Raw genomic sequence first — 13,456 nt, 5'->3', positions numbered from 1 at the left:
CGCGGCCCCAAGGGCTTCATGTCGCTCAGGAGACACCCCCAGCGACGTCAACGACAGACCAAAGCGTCAGAAACCAGCCATGTCTTCATCACGCATCCTCGCTCCCGCCCTGCGTTCGCTCGTCCGCACCGCCGACGAAGCCGCCGCGCTGATCCGTCCCGGCATGACCGTCGCCATGAGCGGCTTCACGGGGTCGGGCTATCCGAAGGCCGTGCCGGCCGCGCTTGCCGCCCACATCGACGCGGCGCATACGCGCGGCGAGGACTTCCGGATCAACGTGCTGACGGGGGCGTCTACCGCGCCGGAACTCGACGGCGCGCTCGCCCGCACCAACGGCATCTCGATGCGCCTTCCGTACCAGTCCGACCCGACGTTGCGCGACAAGATCAACGGCGGCGAAGTCGACTACCAGGACGTCCACCTGAGCCACGTCGCGCAGTACGCATGGTTCGGGCTGTACGGCGATCTCGATGTCGCGATCGTCGAAGTCGCGGGCATCCGCGAGGACGGGTTGCTGATTCCGTCCGCATCGATCGGCAACAACAAGACGTGGCTCGAACGCGCGAAGCACGTGATCCTCGAGGTCAACTCGCGCCAGCCGCTCGGCCTCGACGGGATGCACGACGTCTATTACGGCACCGCGCTGCCGCCGCACCGCAAGCCGATTCCGCTGACGAAGAGCGACGACCGGATCGGCGAGCCGTACCTGCGCTGCCCGGCCGACAAGATCGTCGCGATCGTCGAGACCGACGCACCGGATCGCAGCAATGCATTCTCCGCGCCGGACGCGACATCGAAACAGATCGCGCTGCAGCTGATCGACTTCCTGCGCCATGAAGTGAAGCGCGGCCGCCTGCCGGAAAACCTGCTGCCGCTGCAGTCGGGCGTCGGCAACATCACGAACGCGGTGCTCGCGGAACTCAGCTCGGCCGGCTTCTCGAACCTGACCGCTTACACCGAAGTGATCCAGGACGGCATGCTCGACCTGCTCCAGGACGGCACGTTGAGCTTCGCGTCGGCCACCGCGCTGTCGCTGAGCCCGGCCGCCGTGCAGCGCTTCGCCGACGAGATCGCGACTTTCCGCGAGAAGATCGTGCTGCGCCCGCAGGAGATCAGCAACCATCCGGAACTCGTGCGCCGCCTCGGCTGCATCGCGATGAACGGGATGATCGAGGCCGACATCTACGGCAACGTGAACTCGACGCACGTGATGGGCACGAAGATCCAGAACGGCATCGGCGGCTCGGGCGATTTCGCGCGCAACGGCTACCTGTCGTGCTTCATGTCGGCGAGTACCGCGAAGGGCGGCGCGATTTCGCGGATCGTGCCGATGGCGAGCCACGTCGATCACACCGAGCACGACGTCGCGGTGGTCGTCACCGAGCAGGGGCTGGCCGACCTGCGCGGCCTGTCGCCGAAGCAGCGTGCACGCAAGGTCATCGCGACCTGCGCGCATCCCGACTACCGGCCGATGCTCGAGGACTACTTCGAGCGGGCGTCGCGCGAAAGCTTCGGCAAGCACACGCCGCACTTGCTCGCCGAGGCACTGTCGTGGCACGAGCGCTACGTGCGCACGGGGACGATGAAGGCCTGACGTTTCGGCCTGCGACGGGCGCGCGCCCGTCGCATCGTCAATCCATCGCCGCGTGCGCGATCTCCACGCTCGCCGTTTTCCGCGGCGGGCGGATCAGCAGCAACAGCGGAATCATCAGCAGCGTCGCGACGAACATCAGCTTGAAGTCGTTCAGGTACGCGATCATCGATGCCTGCTGGTTGATCGTGCGGTCGAGCAGCGCGATGTCGAGATGGCTGCCGGACATCGCCTGCACGGCCGGGTTGAACGGCGTGATCTGCGCGGCGAGATCGGCGTGCGACACCTGCGTGTTGCGCGTCATCAGCGTCTGCACGATCGAGATGCCGATACTGCTGCCGATGTTGCGCATCAGGCTGTAGGTGGCCGTGCCGTCCGCGCGCAGTTCGGGCTGCAGCGTCGAGAACGACAGCGCGCTCAACGGCACGAACACGAGCCCCAGCCCGAAGCCCTGTACCACGCCCGGCCATACGATGTCCGCTTCGGACAGCACGACCGTGTACTGCATCATCTGCCACAGCGCGAGCGCGGAAATCGACAGCCCCGCGAGCAGCAGCATCCGCGCATCCACGTATTTCAGCAGCCTTCCGACGAACAGCATCGCGATCATCGTGCCGGCGCCGCTTGGTGCGGTGACGAGGCCCGTTGTCGCGACCGGGTAGCCCATCAGGTTCTGCAGCATCGGCGGCAGCAGCGCGCGCGTCGCGTACAGCACCGCGCCGACCACGAAGATGAACAACGTGCCCGTCGCGAAGTTCGGGTCGCGCAGCAGTTCCGACTTGAAGAACGACGCCTTGCCGACGGTCGCGGTATGCACGAGGAAGAACGCGAAGCTGAGCGCCGCGACGATCGCCTCGATGCGGATCTCGTACGAGCCGAACCAGTCGAGCTGTTCGCCGCGGTCGAGCATCGCCTGGAACGCGCCGATCGCGAGCGCCAGCGTCGCGAAGCCGAACGCGTCGAATTTCACGTGCGGGCGCGGCGCGCGCGCGGGCAGGAAGGTCATCACGCCGGCGAGTGCGAATGCGCCGATCGGCACGTTGATGAAGAACACCCAGCGCCAGTTGTAGCTGTCGGTGAGCCAGCCGCCGAGCGTCGGGCCGAGGATCGGGCCGACCATCACGCCCATCCCCCAGATCGCCATCGCCTGGCCCTGTTTCTCGCGCGGGTTGATGTCGAGCAGGATCGACTGCGACAGCGGCACCAGCGCGGCGCCGAACACGCCCTGCAGCAGGCGCGCGCCGACGATCTGCACGAGTGTCTCGGACAGCCCGCATAGCGCGGACGCGACCGTGAAGCCCGCGATCGACACGATCAGCAGCCGCTTCACGCTTAGCCGGTCGGACAGCCAGCCGGTGAGCGGTGTCGCGATTGCCGCCGCGACGATATAGGAGGTCAGCACCCACGTGATCTCGTCCTGCGACGCGGACAGCGTGCCCTGCATGTGCGGCAGCGCGACGTTCGCGATCGTGCTGTCGAGGGTCTGGATCAGCGTGGCGAGCATGATCGACAGGGTCAGCATCGGCCGGTTCAGGGCGGGCGAGGCGGGGGCGTCGGCGGCGGGGTTCAAGCGGGTGTCTCCGTGGGGTGGTCGCCGTGGGCGGCGATCCGGTATCGCTGGAATGATAAGCACGCTTATTATAGATCCGCTTATCGCCGTGCCGCGAGCCATGGGTGGTTGCCGGCTTGACCCTATAATCCCCGCATGGACAAGACCTACGAGAACCGGATCGGCTACCTGATTGCAGACGTGGCCCGCCTGAACGGGCGCCTGTTCGACCGGCGCGCGAAGCGCATCGGGCTGACGCGCGCGCAAAGCCGCGTGCTCGCGTACCTGACATGGAAGGGCGAGATGAATCAGGCGCGGCTCGCCGAATGGCTCGAGATCACGCCGATCTCGCTCACTCGGTTGCTCGACCGGATGGAAAGCTATGGCTGGATCGAACGCATTGCGAACGACGACGATCGCCGCGCGTTCGTGATCCGGCTGACCGACAAGTCGCGCGAGATCTTTCCGCAGATGCTCGAAGTGGGTGACACCGTCGCTGACGACGGTCTGCGCGGCTTCACGCCCGACGAGCGCGATACGCTGGTGCGGCTGCTCGGGCGCATGCGCCACAACCTGATCGACTGCGGCGGAGAGTGAGGCGCGGCGCCATCCGGGCAGGCCGGATGAACGGTTTGGCAGCAACGGGAGCGCCGGGTGGCAGCACACGCCGCGTCGGCCCGCACGCTGGCATGGGAATCTTCATCTCTGTTGCGCCGGTGCGGATGCCCCGCGCGGCCTTCGCTCGCCTCGCGCAGGACAATGCGCCTGTCACGCTCGACGAAGCGCTTGTGCGGGCGTCGACGTCGGCCGGCTGAGCCGGCGCTACCTGTTACCGCGGTGTTGGCGAGTCCGTGTGCTCAACGGGCCAGCGCCGCGAGCGTGAACGCCGCCAGATAGAGCCCCACACCGTACGACAGATGCGTGATGAGGCTGCGCCGACGCGCGACACCCGGATGCGGCGTGCGCGACGCCGCGATGCCGAAGCCGAACGCGGGCTGCATCACGAAGAACGGCGCGACCACGCTGGCAAGGCCGGCGACGAGCGCGGGGAGCAGGGTCGGCGCGTCGATCCATTCCGCTCCCGCGATCGCGACGGGTAGCGTCGCGAACATAATGCCGATCGCGTAGTGCGCGATCCAGCCGAGTATGCGCTCGCCCGGGACGGGCGGCGCGGTGACGATCGACGCATGCCGGAAGCGGCCGCGCATCATGTGGCCGACCCAACGGCCGACCAGTGCGTAGTCGAGCGACGGCGTGCCGAACGCACGCCGCCGGAACAGCGTCCACAGATCCAGCAGGAACGTGGCACCCGTGCCGATCAGCAGCACGTCGAGCACGATAGCTGACGTATTCATCGCACACCTCCGAAGCGGAAGGCTGCTGCGCGGTGCGGCGGAATATCGGTTGGTTTCAGCGGTTTCATGGCGTTTCGGGCTTGCGTTCGTGAAGTAGAGCAACTATCTTGCAACCTCAAGTTCACTTGAGGTCAAGCATGAGCCGTCTGGACATTGCGGACGTGGCGCGGCGCTCGGGATTGCCGGCGTCGACGTTGCGCTACTACGAAGAAAAGGGGCTGATCGCTCCGATCGGCCGGCAGGGGCTGCGGCGGCAATACGACGAGTCGGTGCTGGAACGTCTGACGTTGATCGCGCTCGGACGCGAGGCCGGATTCTCGCTCGACGACATTCTGGCGATGGTGGGAGCGGACGGCCTGCCCGCGATCGATCGCGCGAAGCTCGACGGCAAGGCCGACGAACTCGACCGCACGATTCGCCGTCTCGGCGCCGTGCGCGATATGCTGCGGCACGCGGCCGTGTGTCCGGCGCCAAGCCATCTCGAATGTCCGTCGTTCCAGAAGCTGCTGCGCATCGTCGCGCATCGTCATTCGGCGCGTCGCACGAAGGCTGGCGGTGCGTAGACCGTGATACCGCGCGATGCGCGTGCGGCGGGGTGGCGCCGCCGGGCCCGGCTGGAAGTCGAAAACGAAAACCGGAACAACGGGGTTGATGCGTGTCGATATTGCTTGCGCCATTGCTGGTGCTTTATGTGCTTCCGGCCGCGTATGCGGCATCGAAGGTCGGGCCGCATTACGGGTTTCTCGCCGGGTGCGCGACGATGGCCGCCGTGCTGGCGACGCAGACCGTGCTGCTGACGTGGGGGGCCGCCTTGGTGAAACGGCGGCGTGGGGCCGATGGGCAGCCCGAGGCGACCGCGCCGGCCGATAGTCTGGAGGACGAACCGGTTGACGAGCCCGACGACCCGCCTGAAGTGCCGCTTCGATACGGCGAGCATGCCCGATTCAAGCAACTGGTTCTGATTGCCGACGCCGCGCGGCCCGACGTCACGCGCCGTTTCTACGACAAGGCGAAGCGGACGATCGAAGCGTACGTGGATGTCGAGGCGGGGCGCGACGGTTCGGGCGCGGCAATGGTGTCGACGGCCGACCTCGCTTCGGCAGATGGCCAGTCGGCCGCGCCGCTGGACGAAACGCTGACCGTATTCGTGTCGAACGACGGTGCGTGGGCGGGGTTCCGCGTCGGCGACGACAGCTTCCGGTTTCGCCACGACGCAATCACGAGACTGCGATTCACGCACGTGATGCCGGTTCGCTGGAATGGCGACTATATGGTGACGTTCTGGTTCGACGTGCTGAACCGGCAGCGCAGGACCGATTACAACGCGTATTCGACCGGGTTCGATCTCGGGGTGAGCCGTGCCGCCCACCGTTCCCGCTCGCTCACCCATGCATGTCGCGAGATCGCGTCGGTGCTCGACGTCGCGTTCGACGTCGACGAAATCGGCGACGACTGACTCACCCCGCGTAGTACACGCGACATTCCTGCTCGCGCCCGCGCACGATGCGTTTGCCGACGAGCGAGCCGACCGTTTCGGTGAAGACGGTGCGCTGGTGCTCGCACTGCAGCGCGTCGTAGAAATAGAGCGAAACCCAGTCGGTCGGGCGGGAGGCCTCCGGCGTGCGCATTGCGGCAAGCAGGCACAGCGCCGTGAAATGCCAGCCGCCCTTCGTCATGTGCATCACGGGCGACGGCACGTAACCGTCCACGTTCAGGCGCCGGTGCGCGAGCGTCGGCAACACGCCGGCGGCGGCCTTGTTGCGGTACAGGCGGTCGATGTAGAGGAGCAGTTCGACCGGCGGCTCCGTGCCGGGGCCGACGTTCTGTACGTGGCCCTGCCAGCGCCGACGGCGGCTCAGCACGTCGTCGAGCGCGGTGCGGATGCCGGCCGCGCGCCGCGGGCCGACGCCCGAGATCGTTTCGAGCTGGCCGTTGCGGGCCGCGCGTTCGAGTTCTTCGAGCGTATCGATGTGAAGCAGGTCGTGAATGCGCAACGCGAGTGCGTGGCCGATGCCCGGCACCGCTTCGAACGCGGAGGTGCGTTCGGCGTCGCCGCACAGCCGGTCGAGCTGGCGCCAGCGCCCCGTCACCAGCAGCTCGGCAATGGCCTGGGCGACGCCCGCGCCGATTTCGGGCAACGTACCGAGCGCATCGATGCCGCCGGACTCGAACAGCGCGCGGATGTCGAGGTCGAGCGCATCGACGGTCTCGGCCGACGCGCGGTACGCGGCGACCCGGTACGGATTCGCGCCCTGGTCAGCCAGCCGTTGCGCCGCCTCGCGCAGGCAGGCCGCGATATGCCGGTTTTCCTCGTACGTTTGGCCGGCGGTCGTCTGCATGGCAAGGGACCCGGGGAAGCACAAACGGAATGGACACGGCGAACGATGCGCCGGTCGGCTTTTCATCATTGTCGCGACACGCGATGAAGAAAACTTGACGCACGTCAATAGCAAACGTAGCACAGGTGGGAAGTGCACGGTCGTGCCGGCAGGCGGCACGACCGTGCGTCCCGTGATGCGGTCACGCGTCGAGAAACGACTGCGCGTTCTCGGCCTCGGCGGCCGTGCGCAACGCGGCGAGCGCCCGTTTCTCGATCTGCCGCACGCGTTCGCGCGACATGCCCGCGTCCTGCGCAATCGCGTCGTAGGTATCGGGCTCGGCGCCGCCGAGGCCGAACCGCCGACGCAGTACGTCGGCTTCAGCCGGTGTGACCGACCGGAGCAGCGACCTCACGCACTCGCGCATGCGCGTGTCGGCCAGTTGCTCGAACGGGCTGGCCGATACCTGATCCTCGATCAGTTCCACGAGGCCGGTGTCCGCGTCGGGCAGCGGCGTGTCGAGCGACACGGGCTCGGCAGGCAGCGCCAGCATCGCCCGTACCTTGTCCTCGTCGAGGCCGGTTTCGGCCGCGAGTTCGGCCGGCGTCGCCCGGCGGCCCGTGCGCTGACGAAAACGCAGCGCATGCCGCTGCACACGCTGGTACTGGTCGCCCACGTGCACGGGTACGCGGATCGTGCGAGCGCGATCCGCGACCGCGCGCGCGATCGCCTGGCGGATCCACCAGGTTGCATAGGTCGAGAACTTGAAGCCGCGCCGGTATTCGAATTTCTCGATCGCGCGCATCAGGCCGAGGCTGCCGTCCTGCACGAGATCGGGCAGGTCGACGCCGCGGTTCATGTACTTCCGCGCGATCGACAGCACCAGCCGCAGGTTCGCTTCGAGCATCGCGCGCGTGGCGTCGCGCACTTTCTGCTGGCCGTCGGCGAGCGCTGCCGCGAGGGCACGTCGCGCGACCGTGTCGAAGCAGGCGGCTTCGCCCGCCGCGGCGCCATGCGGCGCAGACGCGAGCGTGCCCACGACGCGGCTCGCGTCGTCGACGGCCGCCGCGACCCACGCGATCGAGCCGAGCAGCGCGGCCACGCGGTTGCGCGCGTCCCGGTATTCGGCCGAACGGAAGCCATGCCCGTGCAACGCACCGCGCAAGGCCGCGGCGGCCGCCTGCAGCGCGTCGTAGCTGGCAGGCGCGGGCGTATCGGGGGCGTCGCCATCGGACGACCCGGCGGCAGCGCTCGTCGCCGTCGCGCGGTGGCGCGCAAGCAGTGCGTCGACCGCAGCCGGATAGCCGGCGAGCGCGTGCAGGATCTGGTGGCGGCCCGTCTCGAGTTCGCGCGCCAGCACGATTTCGCCTTCGCGCGTGAGCAGCGGCACTGCCTGCATGCGCCGCATGTAGAGCGCGAGCGGGTCGGTCGACGCGCTCGTGCCGCGTGCGAGGTCGCCGAGCATCGCGCGGCCTTCGTCGAGCGCATCGCGATCGACGTCGACATGCGCCGAACCGGCGAACGGCGCTGGCGCGGCCGGCTCGTCGAGCACGGCGATGCCGATGTCGGCGAGCGCGGCGCGCACGACGTCGAGCGCGTCGGGGCTGTCGCTTTCGGGCGGCAGCGCGTCGACGAGGTCGGCGTGGGTCAGATAACCCTGTTCGCCGGCGAGCGCCAGCAACTGGATGATCGGATCGAGCGGCGTGTCCGCCCGAGGAGTGGGGCGTGGCGTAGTCATGTCGATGGCGGCGTGAGCCGCGTTCCTGTCGGGGCGGGCCGAAGTCCGCTGGTTTCGGGCCGCCGGTTGCTCGCGAACCCCCGTCCGCGCCGGCCAGCCTGACATCGTTCAAGTTGAGGGCATTTGCGCGAACTTCAACGCGAGCGCGGCAGACATGCCAGCACGCGGCGTGCCTGCGCGCCCGTCCGGCGCAGGAAACAAAAAGTAACCGATCATACCGAGCGGAAATCTGCAGGGGACGTAAGCTAGAGTCAGGCGCGCGTCTGGCGGCGCGGCGCAGATTCTGCCGGAGCAAGAAATGACCCCGATTCCTGCCGCGAGGTGTGCGGCGTTCGCATTGATCACGCTGACCCTCGGCGGCTGTTATTACACGAGTCCGTATGGCTATGCTCCGTACTATGCGCCCGCGCCGGCCACGCTGACGCAGCGCGAGATACCCGTCACGCCGGCTACACCGGGCACCGCTGCACCGAGCCAGGGTCCGGCGGCGGCCGCGCCGGCCGCGGCCGACCCGGCTCCCGTCTACGTCGCGCCGGCCTATCCGCCGCCGTATCCCTATCCGTATCCGTACTATGCCCCCGCGTATTACCCGGGCTGGTACGGCTGGGGGGCGCCTGCGATCTCGGTCGGCTTCTGGGGCGGCTGGGGCGGCGGCTACTGGCGCGGACGCGGCGGGTATTGGCATCGTCCGTGGGGCGGCGGCCACTGGGGTGGTGGCGGCCGGGGCGGGCATCGGCATTGACCGGCGCGCGGCGGCACCGTGCGGGAGAGCATCATGAGGAACACGATTGTCCGAAGTTTGTGCGTCGTCCTGCTCGGCCTTGCGGCCGCGCCGGGCGTCGCCGATGCGCAGAGCAGCGCCTACACGAACTCGCCGGCCGAGCTGTATGCCGGGCCGGCACCCGACTATCCGGTGGTTGCGCAGATTCCGCCCGACACGGCGCTGGACGTCTTCGGCTGCCTGAGCGACTACTCGTGGTGCGACGTTGCGCTGCCGGGCGTGCGCGGCTGGATCGATGCGCAGTTGCTCGAGTATCCGTACCAGGGCAGCTACGTGCCGCTGTACGACTATGGCGCGATCATCGGCGTGCCGATCACCGGATTCGCGATCGCCGCGTACTGGGATCGCTACTATCGCAACCGGCCGTGGTATCACGATCGCGATCGCTGGGGGCATCGTTCGGAGCCGCGGCTCGGCCCCGGAGGCATGCCGCCGGGACGCGGACGCCCGCAACCGGGCGGGGAGATGCAGGTCGCACCGGGCGGTCCGCCGCCCGTGCATGACGCGCGGCCGTCGGCTGCGCGCGGCGGCTGGAACGGCGCGATCCGCACGCCGCCGCCGGCTGCGCCGGCGCCTTCACCGATGCCGGGCGGGGCGGGCAACGCGCGTCCGGCCGGCCCGCCACCGGCCGTGTTGCGCCCGCCGCCCGCGCCGGGTGGCGAGGCGCGTCCGATGCCGCCGCCGGTGCGCCAGGGAGGCGGGGGCGGCGGCGGTTATGCGCGGCCGCAAGGTGGTGGAAACGGTGGCGGTAACCACGGTGGTGGAGGCGGCGGAGGCGGTGGCCCCGAAGATTTCCGTCACTGATGTCGCCGGCGCCGTGGATTCCCCGGGCGCGGACGAAAAAAAGCCGCTCCGGAGAGCGGCTTCCGTAGTGGGCACGCGGGCGGTTGTCCTGCCCGCAGCCTGACCGGCTGTGCGTTGCAGGCAGCCGGTCGTGCTACCCGTGTCAGTCGTCGAGCAGCGACAGGTCGCGCACGGCACCCTTGTCGGCGGACATGACCAGCTTCGCATAGGCCTTCAGCGCCGCGGACACCTTGCGCGGACGCGGCTGCGCCGGCTTCCAGCCCTTCGCGTTCTGCTCTTCGCGGCGGCGCGCCAGCTCTTCGTCGGACACCAGCACGTCGATCGTGCGGTTCGGGATGTCGATGCGGATCTTGTCGCCGTCGCGCACGAGGCCGATCGCGCCGCCCGCGGCCGCTTCCGGCGAGCAGTGGCCGATCGACAGGCCCGACGTGCCGCCCGAGAAGCGGCCATCCGTCAGCAGCGCGCATGCCTTGCCGAGCCCCTTCGACTTGATGTAGCTGGTCGGGTAGAGCATTTCCTGCATGCCGGGGCCGCCCTTCGGGCCCTCGTAGCGCACGATCACCACGTCGCCGGCTTTGACCTTGTCGTTCAGGATGTTTTCGACCGCTTCATCCTGCGATTCGGTCACGTGCGCCGAGCCTTCGAACACGAGGATGCTCTCGTCGACGCCGGCCGTCTTCACCACGCAGCCGTCGAGCGCGATGTTGCCCGTCAGCACGGCGAGGCCGCCTTCCTTCGAGAACGCGTGCTCATACGAGCGGATGCAGCCTTCGGCGCGATCGAGGTCGAGGCTCGGCCAGCGCGTGTTCTGGCTGAACGCGACCTGCGTCGGGATGCCGGCCGGGCCGGCCATGTAGAACGTGCGGACCGCATCGTCCTGAGTGCGGACGATGTCCCACTGGTCGAGGGCGTCCTTCAGCGTCGGCGTGTGCACGGTCGGCACGTCGGTGTGCAGCTTGCCGGCGCGGTCGAGCTCGCCGAGGATCGCCATGATGCCGCCTGCGCGGTGCACGTCCTCGATGTGGTACTTGTTCGTGTTTGGCGCGACCTTGCACAGCTGCGGCACGACGCGCGACAGGCGGTCGATGTCCTTCATCGTGAAGTCGATGCCGGCTTCCTGTGCGATCGCCAGCAGGTGCAGGATCGTGTTGGTCGAGCCGCCCATCGCGATGTCGAGCGTCATGGCGTTCTCGAATGCCTTGAAGCCGACCGAGCGCGGCAGCACGCGTTCGTCGTCCTGCTCGTAGTGCTGGCGGGTGAGTTCGACGATGCGACGGCCGGCGCGCTTGAACAGTTGCTCGCGATCGGCGTGCGTGGCCACCACCGTGCCGTTGCCGGGCAGCGACAGGCCGAGTGCTTCGGTCAGGCAGTTCATCGAGTTTGCGGTGAACATGCCCGAGCACGAGCCGCAGGTCGGGCAGGCCGAGCGTTCGACTTCGGCGACTTCGGCGTCGGAATACGACGGGTCGACCGCGATCACCATCGCGTCGACGAGGTCGAGCTTCTTCACTTCGATGGCCTTGGTGACCGGGTTCGCGAGGCGCGTCTTGCCGGCTTCCATCGGGCCGCCCGACACGAAGATCACCGGGATGTTGAGGCGCATCGCGGCCATCAGCATCCCCGGCGTGATCTTGTCGCAGTTCGAGATGCAGACCATCGCGTCCGCGCAGTGCGCGTTCACCATGTATTCGACCGAGTCGGCGATGATGTCGCGGCTCGGCAGCGAATACAGCATGCCGTCGTGGCCCATCGCGATGCCGTCGTCGACCGCGATCGTGTTGAATTCCTTCGCGACGCCGCCGGCAGCCTCGATCTCCCGTGCGACGAGCTGGCCGAGATCCTTCAGGTGCACGTGCCCGGGCACGAACTGGGTGAACGAGTTGACGACCGCGATGATCGGCTTCGAGAAATCGTCGTCTTTCATGCCGGTGGCGCGCCAGAGCGAGCGCGCACCTGCCATGTTGCGGCCAGCGGTGGAGGTTTTGGAACGGTAAGTGGGCATTGTCGTTGCTGAAGAAATATCGCGGGAAAAGGGTGGAGGCACGGGGAATAAAGGCCTCTCTCGCGCCCGTGCGAACAACCTCTTGAGCTGCGCCCTGGGCAAACCGGGCGATTATCCCACAGCCGCCGCGGGCGTGGCGCCCGCGGGGTGCGCAACCGGCGCCGGCGGCGTGCCCGGCGCGGCATGCGCGGACGGCTGCGGGACGCCCGCGCGACCGGCCGCGCAGGCGACCGGGTCGCGCATCGGTCGCATCGGTCGGCGATGAACGCGCGATCCGGCGCCGCGCGTCGGCGATCAGTCGAGCAGCGTCAGGATCTCGTCGTACAGCGCCTTCGGAATCCGCACGCCGTTCGCGATGCTGCGCGCGCGAGCGTCGAAGCGCCGTTGCGACGGCAGCCGCGCACCCTGCGCGACGATCGATTCGAACATCCGCTCGCCGCGCGCGAGCCCCGTGTCGAGAGCGTCGCCGAGGAACACCTTCGGGTCGAAGGCGATCACGAGTTCGCCATGGCACGGCGTCGCGCCGACGCCCTCGTCGAACTCCATCGACTCGCGGCTCGTCATGTCGCCGATCAGCGCGCCGCCGAGCAATTCGACCATCGCCGCGAGCGCCGAGCCCTTGTGGCCGCCGAACGTGCGCATCGCGCCCTGCAGCGCGGCCTTCGGATCGGTGGTCGGCCGGCCTTCGGCGTCGATCGCCCATTCCGGAGGGATCGCCTTGCCTTGTTTCGCATGCAGCTCGATGTCGCCGCGCGCGATCGCGCTCGTCGCGAAATCGAACACGAACGGTACGCCGCCCGGGCGCGGCCACGCGAACGCGATCGGGTTCGTGCCGAACACGGGCTCCTTGCCGCCTTCCGGCGCGACCCAGCTATGGCTCGGATTCATCGCGATGCCGACCAGCCCCTCGGCTGCGATCGCTTCGACTTCCGGCCACAGCGCGGAGAAGTGGTAGCAATGGTTGATCGTCATGGCGGCGATCCCGTGCTGCCTTGCCATCTCGACGAGCACGGGCAGGCCCGTTTCGAAGCTCAGCAGCGAGAAGCCGCGATGCGCGTCGACCGCGACGATCGACGACGACAGCCGGCGCAGCGTCGGCACGGCCTGCGGATCGACCTTGCCCTTCTTCAGCGAACGCACGCAGACGAGCAGCCGGTACACACCATGCGAATGGCATTCGTCGCGCTGGCCCTGCGTGATCACGTTGGCGATAGCCCGGGCATGGGCGTCGGACATGCCGTTGTGCGTCAGCACGCGCAGCGCGAGCGCATGGACCTCATCGAGCGACAGGACGATTTCGTCGGTGGATGCGGTCATG

At 68.3% G+C, this 13,456-nt stretch carries 12 protein-coding genes; 6 read left to right on the top strand and 6 right to left on the bottom strand.

Translation table 11 applies throughout. The features are described 5' to 3' along the window. The first annotated feature begins 79 nt into the window (after nucleotides 1-79). A complete protein-coding gene (locus tag HAV18_RS04620; RefSeq protein WP_089432532.1) occupies nucleotides 80-1,594 on the top strand; it encodes an acetyl-CoA hydrolase/transferase family protein in 1,515 nt (504 codons plus the stop codon). Nucleotides 1,595-1,631: 37 nt separating this feature from the next. Here HAV18_RS04620 and HAV18_RS04615 read toward each other — a convergent pair whose 3' ends face one another. Next, nucleotides 1,632-3,161, bottom strand: coding sequence for a DHA2 family efflux MFS transporter permease subunit (locus HAV18_RS04615; protein WP_166953262.1), 1,530 nt, complete (start codon nucleotides 3,159-3,161; stop codon nucleotides 1,632-1,634). A gap of 135 nt (nucleotides 3,162-3,296) precedes the next feature. Here HAV18_RS04615 and HAV18_RS04610 point away from each other — a divergent pair, with 135 nt between their 5' ends. Then, nucleotides 3,297-3,737: a MarR family winged helix-turn-helix transcriptional regulator gene (locus HAV18_RS04610; protein WP_069259684.1), complete on the top strand. Its 441-nt coding sequence runs from the start codon at nucleotides 3,297-3,299 to the stop codon at nucleotides 3,735-3,737. A gap of 260 nt (nucleotides 3,738-3,997) precedes the next feature. On the opposite strand, the gene HAV18_RS04605 is transcribed toward HAV18_RS04610, so the two are convergent. After that, nucleotides 3,998-4,495: a DUF2938 domain-containing protein gene (locus HAV18_RS04605; RefSeq protein ID WP_166953260.1), complete on the bottom strand. Its 498-nt coding sequence runs from the start codon at nucleotides 4,493-4,495 to the stop codon at nucleotides 3,998-4,000. Between the two features lie 137 nt (nucleotides 4,496-4,632). Between HAV18_RS04605 and HAV18_RS04600 the strand changes: the two genes are divergently transcribed. Together HAV18_RS04600 and HAV18_RS04595 are read left to right on the top strand one after the other, a co-directional pair. Then, nucleotides 4,633-5,058: a helix-turn-helix domain-containing protein gene (locus HAV18_RS04600; RefSeq protein ID WP_166953259.1), complete on the top strand. Its 426-nt coding sequence runs from the start codon at nucleotides 4,633-4,635 to the stop codon at nucleotides 5,056-5,058. Nucleotides 5,059-5,150: 92 nt separating this feature from the next. Continuing rightward, complete coding sequence (locus tag HAV18_RS04595) at nucleotides 5,151-5,951, top strand: hypothetical protein (RefSeq protein ID WP_166953257.1); 801 nt, start codon at nucleotides 5,151-5,153, stop codon at nucleotides 5,949-5,951. A gap of 1 nt (nucleotide 5,952) precedes the next feature. Here the strand turns inward: HAV18_RS04595 and HAV18_RS04590 are convergent, their stop codons facing one another. Then, nucleotides 5,953-6,834: a helix-hairpin-helix domain-containing protein gene (locus tag HAV18_RS04590; RefSeq protein WP_166953255.1), complete on the bottom strand. Its 882-nt coding sequence runs from the start codon at nucleotides 6,832-6,834 to the stop codon at nucleotides 5,953-5,955. Nucleotides 6,835-7,015: 181 nt separating this feature from the next. Continuing rightward, on the bottom strand, nucleotides 7,016-8,551 hold the full coding sequence (locus HAV18_RS04585) for a sigma-70 family RNA polymerase sigma factor (protein ID WP_166953253.1): 1,536 nt from the start codon (nucleotides 8,549-8,551) through the stop codon (nucleotides 7,016-7,018). Between the two features lie 298 nt (nucleotides 8,552-8,849). Between HAV18_RS04585 and HAV18_RS04580 the strand changes: the two genes are divergently transcribed. Further along, nucleotides 8,850-9,293 carry a hypothetical protein gene (locus HAV18_RS04580; protein WP_166953251.1) on the top strand — a complete coding sequence of 148 codons (444 nt, stop codon included), beginning with the start codon at nucleotides 8,850-8,852 and terminating at the stop codon, nucleotides 9,291-9,293. 33 nt (nucleotides 9,294-9,326) lie between these two features. Continuing rightward, nucleotides 9,327-10,136, top strand: coding sequence for an SH3 domain-containing protein (locus HAV18_RS04575; protein WP_166953249.1), 810 nt, complete (start codon nucleotides 9,327-9,329; stop codon nucleotides 10,134-10,136). A gap of 142 nt (nucleotides 10,137-10,278) precedes the next feature. Here HAV18_RS04575 and ilvD read toward each other — a convergent pair whose 3' ends face one another. Further along, complete coding sequence (gene ilvD / locus HAV18_RS04570) at nucleotides 10,279-12,138, bottom strand: dihydroxy-acid dehydratase (RefSeq protein WP_166953247.1); 1,860 nt, start codon at nucleotides 12,136-12,138, stop codon at nucleotides 10,279-10,281. A gap of 294 nt (nucleotides 12,139-12,432) precedes the next feature. After that, on the bottom strand, nucleotides 12,433-13,455 hold the full coding sequence (locus HAV18_RS04565) for an Ldh family oxidoreductase (RefSeq protein ID WP_166953245.1): 1,023 nt from the start codon (nucleotides 13,453-13,455) through the stop codon (nucleotides 12,433-12,435). Nucleotide 13,456 lies beyond the last annotated feature (1 nt).

The sequence above is a fragment of the Burkholderia sp. D-99 genome (assembly GCF_011605345.1).
Lineage (GTDB): Bacteria > Pseudomonadota > Gammaproteobacteria > Burkholderiales > Burkholderiaceae > Burkholderia.
The sequence above is the reverse complement of the archived record's forward strand: the minus strand, read 5'-3'. Positions and strand labels throughout refer to the sequence as shown.